Genomic DNA, 16643 nt, shown 5'->3' with positions numbered 1-16643 from the left:
CGGAGTGGACCGTAGCCCACGGCATGTCATCCGTTGTCAATACGTAGGGAAGGTTGGCCAAACCCGGCACGCCGGCCGGCGCCCGTGGACCACATTTGGTGACGCCGGCCGCACGCAACCCTGCTAACGCCCCCTGTTCAGGAGCGCTCGAGCACCGCGATCGTCTCGAAGTGGTGAGTGTGCGGGAACATGTCCAGCGCGCTCATGGAGCCCAGCGCGTAGCCCGAGCGCAGGAGGGTTCCCAGGTCCCGGGCCAGCGCCGCCGGGTCGCAGGCCACCAGGACGATCCGCTCGGCCCCCAGGGCGCCGACGGCCTCGATGACCTCGCGCCCCGCCCCCTGCCTGGGCGGGTCGAGGATGACGACGTCGGGGCGGCCACCGGTGAGGGAGCCGGCGAGCTCTCGCACCGAGCGGGCGCTGACGCGGCCCGAGGCCAGGCGCGCGGAGGGCTGGTCGTGAAGCGTGCGGCGGGCGTCACGAACGGCCTGCTCATTGCCCTCCAGGGACACGACCTCGCCGCTGCTGCCCACCAGGGCGGCCAGCGGCAGGGTGAACAGGCCGGCCCCTGAATAGAGCTCCAGGACGCGGCTGCCCGCGGCACCATCGAGGTCCGCCCCCAGGGCGCCGCGTACAACGCGCTCGACAAGCACCCGAGGGGCGTCGACGTGGACCTGCCAGAAGCCCTCGGCGTGGACGGAGTAAGTCAGCTCCCCCAGCCCCAGGGCCGAGGCGTCCACGACCTCCCGGACCCTGCGCCGCCCGGTGCTGCGGGCCTGGGCGGTCAGGAGCCGCTCGTCGAGCAGGACGACGGGCTCACCGCCGCTGGGTGCGATGGCCTCGATGCGCATGCCGGGCCGGTAGTGGGCGCGCCAGCGGGAGCGCTCCAGCAGCCCGATCTCGGTGATGGCGTCAACCGCCAGGGGCAGGCGGCGCAGGGGCAGGACCGTCCCGGAGCGGAAGGCGTGCATGCCGGGCCTGCCGTCCTCACCGACCGTCAGGCTCACGCGGGTCCGGGTGGCGGTTCCGGCCAGGGCACGCCGCCGGGCGCTGTTGGAGGCCTGGGCCGCGGCGTCGGCGGGCATGGGCTCGATCGGCACGGCGGCTGCGGCGGAGGCCTCGGGCAGGGCGGCGACGGCGTCGGCCACCTCCTGCCCGCCGATCCGGCGCAGGCAGTCGGCCAGGACCCAGCGCTTCCAGGTGCGCTGGGCGTCCAGGGCCACATGGGCGAGCTCTCCCCCACCCACGCCGGCCGGGCCGGCCTCGGGCCAGACGGACTCGACGCGGTCCGGGGAGGCCTGGAGGATCTCAACGGCGTCGGCACGCCAGGTCCGCGAGGTCATCTCGGTCAGGCGGGCCCGCACCGTCTCACCGGGCAGGGCGTGGCGCACGAAGATGACGCGACCACCCGGGTCGTCCACGGGGCGGGCCACGCAGTGCCCGCCGTGCGCGGGCGCCCCCACCGCCAGGGTCAGCTCGCGCGGCTCACCACGGCTGGGGGCGGGCTGGTCTGCGCTCCGGCTGGGCTGGGGGGTCATCGATTCTCCTGGGAGTCGGCACCGACGCCGCCGGCGCCGGCGGGACTGTGCTGGTCGAGGTGGCTGAGGTGGCTGTCGACGTGACGACGCATGGCGACGTCGGCGTCGATGATGCCCTCGGCGGTGCGGGCGCGCACGCCGTGGTGGATGTGCCGCTGACCGGGCAGTCCCAGCTGCCAGGGCACGGAGGCCACGACGACGCCCGGGGTGAACAGCAGGACGGTCTTGAGGCGCAGGGCGGTCTGGTTGTGGAGGATCTGCTCCCACCAGTGGCGCACGATGTACTCGGGCAGGAAGACGACGATGAGGTCGCGGGGGGACTCGCGGCGCACCGAGCGTACGTAGTTGATGACCGGGCGGGTGATGTCCCGGTAGGGGGAGTCCAGGACCGTCAGGGGCACGGCGATGTCGGCCTCCTCCCAGGCGTCCAGGAGGCGCTCGGCGCCGCCGTCGCCGGTGTCCACCGTCAGGGCCTCCAGAACGGTGGGGTGGGTCGACTGGGCGTAGGTCAGGGCCCGCAGCGTGGGCTGGTGGAGACGGGAGGCCAGGACGATGGCGTGGACGTGGGCCGGCAGGACGCGGGCGTCGTGGAGGTCGGAGATGGCCACCTCCTCGCTGACCCTGCGGTAGTGGCGGCGGATCCGGTTCATCACCAGGTAGAGCAGCGCCATGATCGTCAGGGTGATCCAGGCTCCCCGGGTGAGCTTGGTGAGCAGGACGATGACCAGGACCGTCCCGGTGCCCAGCACACCGATGGAGTTGATGATGCGGGCGCGGTGCATGCGCGAGCGGTCCCTGGGCTCGGTGGCGATAGTCAGCTCGCGCGTCCAGTGACGCACCATGCCCACTTGGGAGAGCGAGAAGGAGATGAACACTCCCACGATGTAGAGCTGGATGAGACGGGTCGTGTTGGCCTCGAAGCCGATGAGGAAGGCCACGGCCCCCAGCCACAGGACGATGATGCCGTTGGAGAAGGCCAGGCGGTCGCCGCGCTGGGACAGCTGGCGGGGCAGGAACTCGTCACGGGCCAGGACGCTGGCCAGCACCGGGAACCCGTTGAAGGCGGTGTTGGCGGCCAGGACCAGGATCAGCCCGGTGACGGTGGCGACCAGGTAGAACATCGGGCGGAAGCCGGAGAAGACGGTGGCGGCGATCTGTCCGATCGCGGGGTCCTGGTGGTAGCCGTCCCCGACCGGGACGCCGTTGTGCAGGAGCTGGTGGGCCGGGTCCTCCACCATGCGCACGCCGACGGCGCCGGCCAGGTGGATGACGCTCATGAGCATCAGCGCGGCGATCACCCCCAGGAGCAGCAGCGTCGTGGCGGCGTTGCGGGACTTGGGGCGCTGGAAGCTGGGCACGCCGTTGGAGATCGCCTCCACACCGGTCAGGGCCGCGCACCCCGAGGAGAAGGCCCGCAGAACCAGGAAGCCTCCGGCCAGGCCGGTCAGGCCCTGCTCCCAGCCGGCGTGAGTGACGACGTCGAAGCCGGCCGACTCGGCCCGCCCGAGAGTCCCGGTCAGCTCCTGGACGAGCCCGACGACGGCCATGATGCCGATGACGCCCATGTACAGGTAGGTGGGAATGGCGAAGGCCCGGCCCGACTCGCGTGAGCCGCGCATGTTGAGCACGGCCAGGACGGTGACGACCGCGACGGCGATCTCCACCTTGTAGGGGACCAGGGCGGGCAGGGCGGCCGCGAGGTAAGAGGTTCCCGAGGACACCGAGACCGCAACGGTCAGGACATAGTCGCTCAGCAGGGCCGAGGCCACCAGAAGCCCGGCGTGGGAGCCGAGATTGGCCGAGACCACCTCGTAGTCGCCGCCGCCCGAGGGATAGGCGTGGACGGTCTGGCGGTAGGAGGCCACGACGACGGCCAGGACGCCGACGACGGCCAGGGCCACCCACGGCGACAGGGAGGTGGCCGCAACGCCCGCCACGGCCAGGGTGATGAGCACCTCATCGGGGGCGTAGCCCACGGAGGACAGGGCGTCGGAGGCGAATACCGGAAGGGCGATCCTCTTGGGCAGGAGCGTCTCCCCCAGAGCTCCGCTGGGAACAGGACGGCCGACGAGAAGCCGCTTGATGCGGTCTGCGAAGTCACGCACGTCTCCAGATGTTACGTCCGCGGCCCGACAACGGAGTACCGTCCTCCTCGTGCACTTCGTCATCATGGGCTGTGGCCGCGTCGGAGCGTCCATGGCTGTTCAGCTCGACCGTATGGGGCACTCGGTGTCCGTCATCGACCGCTCCGCGGACGCTTTCCGCCGCCTGCCCTCGGACTTCAACGGCCGCAAGGTCAAGGGGGTCGGTTACGACCGCGACGCCCTGGAGCAGGCGGGCATCGACGAGGCCTACGCCTTCGTCGCCGTGTCCAACGGGGACAACTCCAACATCGTGGCTGCGCGGGTAGCCAGGGAGAGCTTCGGCGTGGACAACGTCGTCGCCCGGATCTATGACTCGCGGCGGGCCGACGTCTACGAGCGCCTGGGCATCCCCACCGTGGCCACCGTGCGTCAGACGGCCGACCAGATGATGCGCCGTATCCTGCCGGGCTCCAGCGCCCGCGAACTGGAGGACCCCTCGGGCACGGTCGCTCTCATCCAGCCCAACGCCTCCCCGCAGTGGGTCGGTACGACGATCGGGGTACTGGAGGACCGCCTCAGGGTGCGGGTGGCCTGGATCTCACGCGATGCCACGGCGCTGCTGCCCGAGGCCGCCACCGTCATCCAGGAGCACGATCGACTGCACCTGGCGGTGAGCACCGACCGTATCGGCCAGGTCCGCCGCGCCCTGTCACACGCCCCGACCCAGGAGGCCTGAGCCATGCAGATCGTCATCGCCGGAGCCGGATCCGTGGGCCGTTCCATCGCCCGCGAGCTCATCAGCCACGGTCACGAGGTCACCCTCGTCGACCGTTCCACCGAGGCCATGCGCATCGCCTCAGTACCGCAGGCCGACTGGCAGCTGGCCGACGCCTGCGACATCGACGCCCTCGAGCGCGCCGGGGCCGAGACCTGCGACGTCATCGTGGCCGCCACCGGGGATGACAAGGCCAACCTGGTCATCTCCCTGCTGGCCAAGACCGAGTACGGGGTGCCTCGCACAGTCGCCCGCGTCAACAACCCCAAGAGCGAGTGGCTCTTCGATGAGACCTGGGGCGTGGACGTGGCCGTGTCCACCCCGCGTTTCATGACGGCCCTGGTGGAGGAGGCCGTCAGTGTCGGCAGCCTGGTGAGCATCTTCCACTTCCACCAGTCGGGCGCCTCCATGCACGAGCTGACCCTGCCGGAGGACTCACCGGTCATTGGCGAACTCGTCACCGACATCGAGCTGCCGCCCCACACGGTGCTGGCGGCGATCCTGCGCGACTACCGTCCCATCACACCGGACCGCGACGAGCGCTTCGAGCGCGGCGACGAGCTCATCTTCCTCACGGCACGGGAGGGAGAGTCCAGCCTGAAGGAGCTGCCCCTCATCTTCACCTGACGGTGGGAGGCGGCGCTACCGCTGGGCAGCCGCCTGAGCCTGGGCGATCCGGCTGGGTGCCACGAGCAGCCAGATGAACCACAGGGTCACGGCGTACAGCGGCACGCCCAGAATGAGGCGGGCCGCCCCGAGGTAGGACACCGCGTGGGCGCCGGCCAGGTAGAGGGGCACCTCGACGACGAGCCGCAGGGCGAACATGAGCGTCAGGACCCAGGTGCCCGCGTGGTAGCGGCGCCGAACATGGCGCAGGGCCGGCTCGGTGCGCCAGGCCGAGGGGCGGGCGGCGAGGTCGTCGTCGGCCTGTGGAGTCTCGGCGCGACCCGAGTCCCGGCTCGCCTGGCTTCCCTCGGCGTGAGCCGACTCGTCGGTGACGCGATGCCACAGAGTCATGAGGGCGCCCACGATCGGCCAGCCGATGAGCAGGGAGACCAGGCAAGCGACCAGCCAGGCCGCATTAATCATGAGGCCGGTGGCGTAGAAGTTGGAGGCGTCGCCGCTGCGCCAGGCCCACAGGGCCGAGACGAGGACCAGCACGGCCCCGCCGACGACCTGAGCCGGGGACTGGCGCTGCGCCAGGCGGGCCACGAGGCAGATGGCGCTGATGGCCAGGGAGGCGAGCAGGGCCGCCACCAGGGCGGCGGGGCGCACCGCCATGACCAGGACGAACATGAGGGTGGGGACGACGGACTCCAGGATGCCGCGCCACCCGCCCACGGCCGCGATGGCGTCGAAGTGCTTGGAGTCAATGGCCCCCAGGCCCGTACGGGTGGTTCCAGTGGAACGGCTGCTCATTCAATGGTCCTTCCCGCAGGTGGCTGCCGGTTGCTACTGCCCCGGCCCCAGCAGGCGATAGGCGGGGTTGTGGATCTGCTGGCGGTGGGTGCCGTCGGCGACCCGCCCCTCAGCGAGAAGATGGGCCCCTGGCTTGATGCCGGGGATGCGTCGCCGGCCCCACCACACCAGGTCAATGCTGCCGGTGCCGTCGTAGAGCTGCCCGACGAGGATGGGCTTGTCCTGGCTCGAGCGGTAGGTGACCGCCTGAAGCACACCGGAGACGCAGGTCCGCTGGCGCGAGGTCAGTGAGCCGATCGGATCGGTGCCCCGCCGGCTGGCGGAGCGCTCCTCATCCTCGGCCTCCAAGTGCTCGCGGCTGGTGCGCAGCGGCTCGTAGAGCCGCTTGACCCGCGCCGACAGCGCCCCCATCTAACGCACTTCGGCGACGGTCGGTCCGGGCGCCAGCGGGTCGATGCCGGGCAGGTCCTCGGCCTCGGGGCCGGTGACGGCCCCGGGCGCGTGCAGGGGCAGGATCTCGCGGGGCGGACGGGCCTGGCCATCGCGGACGACGACGATTCCGCGCAGCACCTCCCGCAGCGCCTGGGCGGAGTGCTCGGAGGAGGCGGCGGGCCCCTGGAGGACGCCGCGCAGGAACCAGCGGGGGCCGTCGATCCCCAGGAACCGGATCGTGCCGGTCGCCATCGTGCCGTCGGGGCCACGCATGGGCAGGTGAGCGACCAGCTCGGTGCCGTGCTCCCCGTGGCTCTCCTCGTAACGGGCACCGTTCCCAGCGAGCTCGTTGGCGATGTCACCGCGCAGCTCGTCCCAGATGCCCGCGGTGCGCGGCGCTGCGAAGGCCCGCAGCTCGAGCGCCGAGCCACCCAGCGCCAGGACGACGGCGGTGACGGTGCCGTCGGGCGCCTGCTCCAGGCGCAGCTGCATCCCGTCGACGGCCGGGACCTGCAGCGAGCCCAGGTCGATGCGGGGCACCTCCTCCTGGTCCTCGGGCAGCTCACTGAGGTCCCAGGGGCCGGAGGCGGCGGCCTCGTCGAGGGCGTCGTCGCCGAGGTCGCGCCCGAGGACGGACTCGTCAGAATCGGTGGTTGCGTCGTCACGACGGCGCGAGAACAGTCCCATGGGGATCTCCTGAGTTGGGTGGGAGCGTCAGCCGGCGCAGTCGGCGCACACCGGAAGACCGGTCGCCTCGTCGACGAAGGCCAGCTGGCTGCGGTGATGGACGAGGAAGCACTCCGAGCAGGTGAACTCGTCCTCGAGCTGGGGCACGACGTGAACGCTCAGCTCCTCCCGGGACAGGTCCGCCCCGGGTAGCTCGAAGCCCTCGGCGGCCTCGTTCTCGTCCTCCTCGATCGCGGCGGATGACTGGTCCTTCTGCCTCGAGGTCAGCTCTTCGATGGAATCGGCCTCGGGCTCGTCATCATTCTTGCGCGGGGCGTCGTAGTCGGTCGCCATGGCCTCGTCACTCTTTCTGTCGACGGCTCTCGGGTGACCTTCACAAGGCGGGAGCTGAGCCGTGCACGCGCGCCGGCGTCGCGCCGAGGATTCGGCGCCCTCGTCCCGGAAGGCACGCGCACAATAGCACCGCCAGGTGGGTCGTCAAGCCAAATCGCCCGACGAAGGAGCACGATTGGTTTGCGGTGCGCCCGACCCGGGGGATTTCACGAGGGTATTCACACGTGGTTCACATGTGGCACACCGCTGCGCCTCCCACGGCTGGGCGCCTGCGGATGGCAGGCTGTGAGGCACAGTGGAGCATATCGTGCTGACACGGGATGAAGGAGGCCCCGCCCATGGTCGAACTCGAGCTGCTGGGTGCCAACGGTGACACGATTGTCATGACCGACGAGGACGGCGAGCGTTACAGCATCGTCGTCGATGACGCCCTCAGGGCCGCGGTGCGCCGTGACCGCGGAGCGATCCTGCCCCCGTCGGGGACGGTCGCCGAGGCGCCGGCGCCCCTGCGCCCCCGGCAGCTCCAGGCCTACATGCGCGCCGGCGCGACCGCTGCTGAGGTGGCGATCAGCACGGGCATGGACGTGGAGCACGTGCGCCGTTTCGAGGGGCCGGTGCTCGCCGAGCGCCAGTGGGCCGTCTCGCAGGCCCAGTCCTGCCGGATCGGCTGGGAGAAGGACTCCCCCCTCCTCGGCGAGCTGGTGGTGGACCGCCTGGCCACGCGCGGCGTCGACCCCTCCAGCCTCGAGTGGGACGCGCTGCGCGAGGGCCGCGACCCCTGGCTCATCATGGTGACCTTCGTGCAGTCCGCCGAGGAGAAGCAGGCGCGCTGGTCACTGGACCTGACCGCCCGCGCGGTTCATGCCCTGGACGACGAGGCTCGCTGGCTCACCGAGGCCGGAGCGGGAACCAAGCGCCCGGCCGTCTTCGACCAGGACTCCAAGGCCCCTGGGGCCTCAGCCTCTGTGCCGTCGGCCCAGTCTGGGCACTCCCCCGCGGCCGCGGGCTCAGCGGCAGGCAGCGCGGTCTCGGCGGCCTCCGCCCCGGCCGCGGCCTCCGGCGAGTCCACCGGGCTGGCCGTCGAGATGCCCGCCGGGATGCTGCCGGTTCGTGAGTACGGTCGCCCCACCAGTGGCGCCATGTCGGCCGATGACACCGACGCGCTGCTGGCCGACCTGGCCTCCAGCCGGGGCCGGCGCGTCGAGGTGGAGATGCCCCAGGACGACGACCTGAGCGGCTTCGGCGGTGAGGGTAACGCGGATGAGGACGCCTTCACCGATCCCCACGGCATCGACTACACCAGCAGCCCTGAGAGCCCCGAGGTCCCCTCACCCCCGGCCCGGGGCATGGAGGAGCGCCGCGCCGAGGTCGGCTCCAGGGCTGACGATGAGCCCTTGGAGCAGACCGCGGGCCTGAGCGCGCAGGTCTACTCGATGTCGGAGCGCAGGCGTCTGCACACCGGCAACCATCCCGCCGGAACCCGGCTGGTGACGGCCTCCAGCGCCCCCTCGGCGGCACCGTCCGCCCCGAGCCCCGCGGTGGAGCGCATCCCCGTGGGACGTCGAGCACCGCTGGGGGCGGACAGCCCCACTGAGCCGGTGCCGGAGATCCCCATGCCCTCGCGCTCCGAGGTCCTGGCCAAGGCCTCCCCCGGTCCGTCTGCCGCCTCGGCGGCGGGTACGCAGGAGCCCCTGCCCGACATGCCCAGGACGCCTCCGACCAAGAAGAAGTCCCGCCGTCGCTCACGGCGCTCCGTGCCCTCCTGGGATGAGATCGTCTTCGGAGCCAGGCCCGAGTAGCCCCTGCGGAGCCGCCGAGTAGCTCCCGAGTGGCCGAGCTCTCAGGCCTCGGTGATGAGCAGCGGCACCTCGGTCTCGGCCGGGGTGAAGGAGCCGTGGACGCCGGGCATGGCGATGGCGGCCTCGGAGTGGACCCGGGGGTCCACGAGGACCCAGTTCTCGGCCATGGCCACGACGACGTCCCCGACGACGCCCCGTGCTCGCGCTCCGAGGGGTCCCAGGTGCTCGCCGGCCTGCTCCCTGGTCCCGATCCACATCGCCCGATCTCCCAGGACGTGGCGGTAGCGCTGGGCCACCTCGGCGGCCAGGCCCACGTCGCCGTCGGCCACGTGCAGGTGCGTCAGCCTGGGCTCACCGGCCACGGCGACGACGTCGCGGACGAGCTCGCGGTGGGCGCTCAGGTCGATGCGGTGGTCGGGATCAGTGTCGACCATGCCATGGTCGGCGCTGAGGAGGATCCTGGTTCCGGCGGGAACACGGCGGGCCAGCTCGGCCATGGCGGCGTCGAGGCGCTCCAGCTGGGCCAGCCACTGCTCACTGAGCCACCCGTGCTTATGACCGGTCTTGTCCAGCTCGCCGACGTAGAGGTAGACCAGTGGCATGCCGCGGCGCAGGGCTCCGGCAGCCAGGCCGGGCCGGTCCTCCAGCCGGTCGGCCCCCAGGTGCGAGGCGCCTCGTAGGGCGGCCTCGGTCAGGCCGGAGCCGGCAAACCGGCTCGGTCCGATACTCACCGCGCTCCCGGCCGGGAGACGTTCGAAGATCGTGGGCACGTCCTGCCAGGAGGCGGGGCTGGGGACATTGTCGCCCTTCCAGGTGATGAGGCTGAGGACCTGATCGGGGCCGGGGACGGCGGAGGCAGCAAGAGGGGACCGCAGGCGGGGGTTGAGCACCGAGTAGCCGACCATGCCGGTGGTGCCGGGCAGGGCGGAGGTGCCCAGCATGGTCAGGGCCGCAGCCGTCGTCGAGGGTCGGCAGGTGAGGATTCCTGCGCCGGTTGCGGCAGTGGCGGCCTCGCGCTGCGCCAGCCACTGGCGCAGGGTGGGGGTGTGCCCGCGACGCTGGCGAAGCATCTCCAGGCCCAGACCGTCCACGAGGACGACAACGGTTCCCGGGCCGCCACCGGCCTGCCCGGGCTCACCGGCCGGCTCGATCCCCCAGCTGCGGGCGACCGCGCGTGCCCGGGCGTCGGAGACGACTGGTTCAGCGGGGCCACCGGTGGGGCTGAGGACGGCATCACGGCCGGTATCGCCGTCGTGCTCGGTGTCAGCCAGGCTCAGTCCGGCACTGACGGCGCCCACCGCCAGGACGTAGCGGAGCGCCGGATCCTGCGGACAGTCCGGGGCGGGTGCCGATGCGGGCTGCCTGCCGGCGGTCAGGGGGCCCATCCCCGGCCCCGTCACAGGGCGGCGGCGCGGGCCGCCATCTGTGAGAGCCGGCCAGCGAAGGTCTCGGCGCGGGCCAGGGCGGCGGCGCCCTCCACGCCCGCGGCCACGCGGATGACGACGTCGTCGGGCACGGACACACCGGTCATGCCGTGGTCGGCCTGGCAGTCGGGGTCGCCGCAGGTGGCCGGCTCCATGTCGATACGGCGCACCGAGCCCCAGGAGACCGCGATCGTCATCTCGGTGAGGGTTCCTCCACCCCGGGCAGGGTCGACCACGCCGCGGGTCAGGGCCATGGAGCGGATACGGCTGAGTGGGACGGCCTCGCTGGTGGCCAGGGCGCCGGGGCTGCCGTCGTCGCGAGGGGTGTCGTCAACGTGGACGATGATGAGGCGGCTGGGGGTCAGGGCCAGGACGGTCAGGTGGCGGTGGACCGCCTCGGCGAAGGTGGTCTCGGACTGGACCATGCCGGAGAGGATCTCCTCCTCGCCCGTGGCCAGGCGGAGGGTGTCGAGCACCAGCTCGGGGTAGTAGCCGGCGAGCTCCACCTGCTGCACCAGGTCTGCGAAGGCCTCCTGGGACGCCTCGTGCGAGGCGGGACCGGTGGCCGAGCTGCGGCCTGAGTGGGTCGTCATGGTCGCCATTGTGCCATCGTCCGCCCCTGCGCCGTCGAGCACCGATGTCCCCTTGCTCGAGGCGGGCCGATCGCTGCCGGCTAGCGCGTCTGACCTGTCACGCCCGGGTGTCGTGGTTTGTTTTCGGCCCGATTCCTCGGAGAATGCGCCCATGCCGAAGTCTGCCACCACCCGGACTCCTCCCCCGACCGACGGGGAGATCGTCGATCTCGACCTGTCCACGGAGATGCGCACCAGCTTCCTGGAGTACGCCTACTCCGTCATCTACGCGCGCGCCCTGCCTGACGCCCGCGACGGGCTCAAGCCGGTTCAGCGCCGCATCCTGTTCCAGATGGATCGGATGGGGCTGCGCCCGGATCGTCCGCACGTGAAGTCCTCCCGGGTCGTGGGCGATGTCATGGGGCGGCTCCACCCTCACGGGGACACCGCGATCTATGAGGCGCTGGTGCGCCTGGCCCAGCCCTTCACGATGCGCCTGCCGCTCATTGACGGTCACGGCAACTTCGGCTCTCTGGACGATGGGCCGGCGGCCCCCCGCTACACCGAGGCGCGCCTGGCCGCCTCGGCCCTGGCGCTGACGGCGGACCTGGATGAGGACACGGTCGACTTCTCCCCCAACTACGACTACACGCTCACCGAGCCCGAGGTGCTGCCGGCGGCCTTCCCGAACCTGCTGGTCAATGGCGCGGCGGGTATCGCGGTGGGTATGGCCACGAACATGCCGCCGCACAACCTGGTGGAGGTGGTGGCCGCCGCCCGGCACCTGCTGACTCACCCGGAGGCGACTCTGGAGGAGCTCATGGCCTTCGTGCCGGGGCCGGACCTGCCCGCCGGCGGCATGATCGTGGGCCTGGACGGAATCCGGGAGGCCTACCGCACGGGGCGCGGCAAGTTCCTCACGCGGGCCACCGCTCACGTGGAGTCCGTCTCCCCGCGCCGCAAGGGCATCGTGGTCACCGAGCTGCCCTACATGGTGGGGCCGGAGAAGGTCATCGCCCGCATCAAGGAGGCGGTGGGCTCCAAGAAGCTCCAGGGGATCACCGACGTCGCCGACCTCACCGACCGCAAGCACGGCACCCGCCTGGTCATCAGCGTCAAGAACGGCTACAACCCCGAGGCGGTCCTGGCCCAGCTCTACAAGCACACGCCGCTGGAGGACTCCTTCGGTATCAACAACGTCTCCCTCGTGGACGGGCAGCCTCACACCCTGGGGCTGCGCGAGCTGCTGGACGTGTTCGTGCGCCACCGCCTCACGGTGGTCACCCGGCGCACCCGGTTCCGCCTGGGCAAGCGTCGCGAGCGCGCCCACCTGGTGGACGGCCTGCTCATCGCCATCCTCGACATCGATAAGGTCATCGCCGTCATCCGCTCCTCCGACGACGCCGCCACGGCGCGAACCCGGCTCATGCAGGTCTTCGACCTCACCGAGCCGCAGGCCGGCTACATCCTTGAGCTCCAGCTGCGGCGGCTCACGAAGTTCTCGGTGATCGAGCTGGAGAAGGAGCGCGACGAGCTGGCCCGCGAGATCGAGGCCCTCGAGGCGATCCTGGCCGACGACGTGCTGCTGCGGCGCGTGGTCTCCCGTGAGCTGGCGGCCGTGGCCGAGCAGTTCGGCACCCCACGGCGCACGTTGCTGCTGGAGGCCTCCGGTGAGCGCGTCACGTCGTCGGCTGCTGCTACGACTGCGGACGATGCCTCCGCCTCAGGCGGCGAGACGAAGCGGGCCGGCGCCTCCACTCAGCCGATGACGCTCATGCCCAGCGCCTCCCCGGTGCCGCTGACCGTCCCTGACGACCCGTGCCGGGTGGTGCTGTCGGCCACCGGACTGGTGGCGCGCACTGCCGGCACCGAGCCGGTGGCCCGCACCGGTGGGCGCCAGCCCCACGACGCCCTGACCTCCCAGGTGGCTACCACGGCGCGTGGGCGCATCGGCGCGGTCACTGACACCGGGCGGCTGGTGCTGCTCGACGTCGTCTCCACCACGGAGGTGCCCCGCACCGAGGGGGCCCCGGGGCTGGCTGGTGCGACTCAGGTTCGCCAGCTGGTGGACATCGAGCCGGAGGAGAAGGTGGTGGGGCTGGTCCCGGTGGGGTCGGTCGACAACCCGCCGATCGTCCTGGCCACGGCTGAGGGCGTCATCAAGCGGGTCAAGCCCGGTGACGAGCCCAGGAACGCCGAGAGCTGGGAGGTCATCTCCCTGTCCGAGGGCGACCGGGTGGTCTTCGCCGGAACCGCGGCGGACACGGACTTCCTGGCACTGGTGACCTCCGACGCCCAGTTGCTGCGGTTCCAGGCCGCCAAGGTGCGTCCGCAGGGCCGGGGCGCCGGCGGCATGGCGGGGATCTCGCTTCATGAGGGCGCCCGGGTCATCGCCGGTGCGGCGGTTCCTGAGGAGCTCCTGGCCGAGGCCGTCGTGGTGACGGTGGCGGGCTCCGAGGGCTCGCTCCCGGGCACCGGCGGGGGCAGTGTCAAGGTCACGCCCTTGGATCGCTACCCGGCGAAGGGACGGGCCACGGGCGGGGTCCGGTCGCACCGGTTCCTGCGCGGTGAGGACGAGCTGATGGTGGCCTGGGTGGGGGTGGCCCCGCCGCGGGCGCTGCGCGAGGGCGGCAAGCCGGTCGCGCTGCCGGAGCCCGATGAGCGGCGTGACGGCTCCGGCTCACCGCTACCGGCCCCCATCATCGGAATCGGCTGACGGGGCCTGTCGCAGCAGCGTCTCGGGGAGCCGCCCACGAGTATGGCGGCTGTGTCTACAGTGGCGCATGGCCGATCAACCCTCCGCAGACCTGCTTATCAAGGGCGCGCGCATCGTCCCTTTCCGGTCCCGCACCGAGCTGGGTGCGCTGCGCCGAGGTGACCCTCACCCCGGCGCCTTGGCTGCGCCGCCGCCTCCGGGTGAGCCCATGGATGTGCGTATCAAGGCGGGCCGGGTCGTCGAGGTGGGACAGGGGTCGAGTGCTCCCGGGACACGGGTCCTTGATGCCGAGGGCTCCTTCCTCATTCCCGGCCTGTGGGACGCTCACGCCCACCTGGACATGGAGGCGGCGCGCTCGGCGCGTATTGACACGCTGGCCACCCGCAGCGCCGAGGAGGCCCTGGAGCTGGTGGCCCGGGCGCTGCGGGATCATCCGGCCGGTTCGCGGCCGGCCACGATCCAGAGCTTCGGGCACCGCCTGTCCAACTGGCCCCGGGTGCCCACGGTGGCCGAGCTCGACGCTGTCACCGGGGAGGTTCCCACGCTGCTCATCTCCGGGGACGTGCACTCCGGGTGGCTGAACTCGGCGGCGCTGCGTGTCTTCGGCCTACCGGGGGCCAGCCCCCAGGACCCGGGAGCACCGATGAAGGAGGACCCGTGGTTCGCCCTGCTGGACCGCCTCGATGAGGTGCCCGGGACGCGCGAGCTGCGGGAGTCCGGCTACCGGCAGGTCCTGACTGACATGCTGTCCCGGGGCATCACCGGCGTGGTGGACATGAGCTGGTCGGAGGATCCCGATGACTGGCCGCGGCGCCTGCGGGCCATGACGGACCAGGGCGTTCTTCCCCAGGTGCTGCCCCGCATCCGCATCGGGGTCTACCGCGACAAGCTGGAGCGGTGGACCGCCCGGGGCCTGCGCACCGGGACGGGGCTGGCGGGTTCACCCCGCTTGCCCGACGGATCCCCGGTGCTGGTGCAGGGGCCGCTCAAGGTGATCGCTGACGGCTCGATGGGCTCGGGCAGCGCGCACATGTGCGCGCCCTACCCGGCCGAGCTGGGGGTTGACCACCCCCACGGCGTAGTCAACATCGACCGCGCCGAGCTCACCGACCTCATGGCCCACGCCTCCCGGCAGGGTTATGAGATGGCCATCCATGCCATCGGGGACGCGGCGGTCGACGACGTCGCCGCGGCCTTCGCGCACTCGGGTGCCGCCGGGCGCCTGGAGCACGCCCAGCTGCTCCCGGCCGACGCCCTCGACGAGCCTGACGGGGCGCTCAGGCGCCTGGTGGGCTGTGGCATCGAGCTGTCGGTTCAGCCGGCCCACCTCATTGACGACTGGGCGGCCGTGAGCCGAGTGTGGCCGGGGCTGGAGGGGCGCACCTACGCCTTCGCAGACATGGTGGCCGCCGGAGCCCTGCTCCAGCTGGGATCGGATGCGCCGGTGGCACCCTTGGACCCGTGGCTGGCCATGTCGGCGGCCGTGGGGCGTCGGACGCCGGATGGGTCGGTGTGGTCGCCGAATCAGCGCCTGACGGCCGAGGAGGCGCTGGCGGCCAGTGTCAACGGGACCGGCTCGGTGGCGGTGGGTTCTCAGGCCGACCTGGTGCTCCTGGCCGAGGACCCCCTGCGCCTGGAGGCCGAGGAGCTGGCGGGCGTTCGCCCAGTGGCCACCGTGGTGGCCGGAGCCGTGGCCCACCTGCACGGGTGAACCGCCCGGGGGACGAACGCCCCACTCAGACGTCGAGGGCGTAGAGGATGGTGCCGCGGGTGGGCACGTAGCCCAGGGACTCGTACAGGTCCACGGCGCCGCTGGGGTTGTCGGTGTCGACGCCGGCGGCGGCGTACTCCATGCCGTCGGCGGCGTAGGCGCGCATGGCGGCCACCAGCAGCGCGGGCCCGATCTGCCGGTGGCGGTAGTCGCTGAGGACCCCGAGCACGTCGGTGTAGCCCTCCCGCCAGCCGAGGGCCTGCCAGTCCTGCTCGTAGCGGCCCGAGCGCAGGTACCCAGCAACGCGGGCCCGGTCCCCGGAGCGATCCATGGCCACGAAGCTCCACTGGGGGGCGAAGTAGGCGCTGCCGGCGGTCCAGTCCTCGGGGGTGACGTTCTCCGTCTCCCAGGTCTCGGCCATGGCCTGGTTGTAGGCGCGCCGGACGTCGTCGTCGATCTCAGGGGTCCACGGATCGATGGTGATGAAGCCGTCCAGGTCCACCTCGGGGATCTCGTCACCGAGGAAACGGCGTACCTCCCGGTACCAGCGCATGGGTTCGAAACCCATGTCCTTGAGGTGGTCCTGCATGCGTTGGTCATCCTCCATGACAGTGGTGACCACGTGGGCGGGGACCTGGGCCGAGCCCTTGCCCGGCACGGAGCCGGCCCGTTCGGCCCCCACGAGGTGGCGGGCCCGCTCGGCCTGCCAGTGCAGCAGAGCGCGTCCGATGCCGCGGTTGCGCACTGCCGGGTCCACGGTGCCGGTCATGGAGGCGTAGATTTCCCCAGCCGGGCGCAGGCGTACCAGCCCGAAGGCGCGCATGACGCCGTCGGTGTCACGCCCGGCGACCCCGGAGTAGGTGGGGTCGAGGAAGTACTCGGCCGTCTCCTGCTCACTGGTGCGGTAGGGCGGGTTGTCGACGTCCTCAGCCCGAGCGATGAGCGCGGCCAACTCGTGGTTGTCCTCCGGACCCAGCGGCCGCCAGGTCAGCTCCCGTGACAGGGACGAACGGGGCCCCGGGCGCAGGATGGGCCAGGGTGAGGATCCCGCCCGGCGGATGCCGTAACCGGGTGTCATCAGCACACCTCCCTCATGAGGACGAAGAATGACGATCAGTCAGTGAACGACGCGCCTCGACCTTCGGCGGGCCGTGAC

At 71.7% G+C, this 16643-nt stretch carries 14 protein-coding genes; 5 read left to right on the top strand and 9 right to left on the bottom strand.

All coding sequences use genetic code 11. The features are described 5' to 3' along the window. Positions 1-137 precede the first annotated feature (137 nt). Complete coding sequence (locus AB7V09_RS11110; protein ID WP_419143797.1) at positions 138-1535, bottom strand: class I SAM-dependent RNA methyltransferase; 1398 nt, start codon at positions 1533-1535, stop codon at positions 138-140. Then, a complete protein-coding gene (locus AB7V09_RS11105) occupies positions 1532-3640 on the bottom strand; it encodes an APC family permease (RefSeq protein ID WP_419143796.1) in 2109 nt (702 codons plus the stop codon). Before AB7V09_RS11105 ends, AB7V09_RS11110 begins: the two co-directional genes overlap by 4 nt. A 91-nt stretch (positions 3641-3731) precedes the next feature. On the opposite strand from AB7V09_RS11105, the gene AB7V09_RS11100 reads away from it, so the two are divergent. Beyond that, positions 3732-4355, top strand: a complete 624-nt coding sequence (locus AB7V09_RS11100; RefSeq protein WP_010615099.1) for a potassium channel family protein — start codon at positions 3732-3734, stop codon at positions 4353-4355. Positions 4356-4358: 3 nt separating this feature from the next. Beyond that, the gene (locus AB7V09_RS11095) at positions 4359-5021 is read left to right on the top strand and encodes a potassium channel family protein (RefSeq protein WP_004565026.1); all 663 of its coding nucleotides are present in this window, start codon (positions 4359-4361) and stop codon (positions 5019-5021) included. Positions 5022-5036: 15 nt separating this feature from the next. Here AB7V09_RS11095 and AB7V09_RS11090 read toward each other — a convergent pair whose 3' ends face one another. The 4 genes from AB7V09_RS11090 to AB7V09_RS11075 are packed head-to-tail and all read right to left on the bottom strand — an operon-like array spanning position 5037 to position 7265. Then, positions 5037-5813: a DUF3159 domain-containing protein gene (locus AB7V09_RS11090; RefSeq protein ID WP_419143795.1), complete on the bottom strand. Its 777-nt coding sequence runs from the start codon at positions 5811-5813 to the stop codon at positions 5037-5039. Between the two features lie 33 nt (positions 5814-5846). Then, positions 5847-6224, bottom strand: coding sequence for an OB-fold nucleic acid binding domain-containing protein (locus AB7V09_RS11085; protein WP_419143794.1), 378 nt, complete (start codon positions 6222-6224; stop codon positions 5847-5849). Then, complete coding sequence (locus tag AB7V09_RS11080; RefSeq protein WP_075379349.1) at positions 6225-6932, bottom strand: DUF3710 domain-containing protein; 708 nt, start codon at positions 6930-6932, stop codon at positions 6225-6227. A 27-nt stretch (positions 6933-6959) separates the two neighbouring features. Next, on the bottom strand, positions 6960-7265 hold the full coding sequence (locus tag AB7V09_RS11075) for a DUF4193 domain-containing protein (protein ID WP_004565030.1): 306 nt from the start codon (positions 7263-7265) through the stop codon (positions 6960-6962). A gap of 320 nt (positions 7266-7585) precedes the next feature. Here AB7V09_RS11075 and sepH point away from each other — a divergent pair, with 320 nt between their 5' ends. Continuing rightward, positions 7586-9064 (top strand): septation protein SepH, encoded by a 1479-nt coding sequence (gene sepH / locus AB7V09_RS11070; protein ID WP_419143793.1) that lies wholly within the window; start codon positions 7586-7588, stop codon positions 9062-9064. 41 nt (positions 9065-9105) lie between these two features. Here the strand turns inward: sepH and AB7V09_RS11065 are convergent, their stop codons facing one another. Together AB7V09_RS11065 and AB7V09_RS11060 are read right to left on the bottom strand one after the other, a co-directional pair. Then, positions 9106-10449: an alkaline phosphatase family protein gene (locus AB7V09_RS11065; protein WP_419143792.1), complete on the bottom strand. Its 1344-nt coding sequence runs from the start codon at positions 10447-10449 to the stop codon at positions 9106-9108. A gap of 11 nt (positions 10450-10460) precedes the next feature. Next, complete coding sequence (locus AB7V09_RS11060) at positions 10461-11081, bottom strand: DUF5998 family protein (RefSeq protein ID WP_419143791.1); 621 nt, start codon at positions 11079-11081, stop codon at positions 10461-10463. A 151-nt stretch (positions 11082-11232) separates the two neighbouring features. On the opposite strand from AB7V09_RS11060, the gene AB7V09_RS11055 reads away from it, so the two are divergent. Both AB7V09_RS11055 and AB7V09_RS11050 read left to right on the top strand, forming a co-directional pair. Then, positions 11233-13776, top strand: a complete 2544-nt coding sequence (locus AB7V09_RS11055) for a DNA gyrase/topoisomerase IV subunit A (protein ID WP_419143790.1) — start codon at positions 11233-11235, stop codon at positions 13774-13776. A gap of 67 nt (positions 13777-13843) precedes the next feature. Further along, positions 13844-15487: an amidohydrolase family protein gene (locus AB7V09_RS11050; protein ID WP_419143789.1), complete on the top strand. Its 1644-nt coding sequence runs from the start codon at positions 13844-13846 to the stop codon at positions 15485-15487. 25 nt (positions 15488-15512) lie between these two features. On the opposite strand, the gene AB7V09_RS11045 is transcribed toward AB7V09_RS11050, so the two are convergent. Beyond that, positions 15513-16565, bottom strand: a complete 1053-nt coding sequence (locus tag AB7V09_RS11045) for a GNAT family N-acetyltransferase (RefSeq protein WP_419143788.1) — start codon at positions 16563-16565, stop codon at positions 15513-15515. Positions 16566-16643: the final 78 nt, after the last annotated feature.

The sequence above is a fragment of the Actinomyces sp. SKVG-SVH-4(1) genome, assembly GCF_048514265.1.
Lineage (GTDB): Bacteria > Actinomycetota > Actinomycetes > Actinomycetales > Actinomycetaceae > Actinomyces > Actinomyces oris.
The sequence above is the reverse complement of the archived record's forward strand: the minus strand, read 5'-3'. Positions and strand labels throughout refer to the sequence as shown.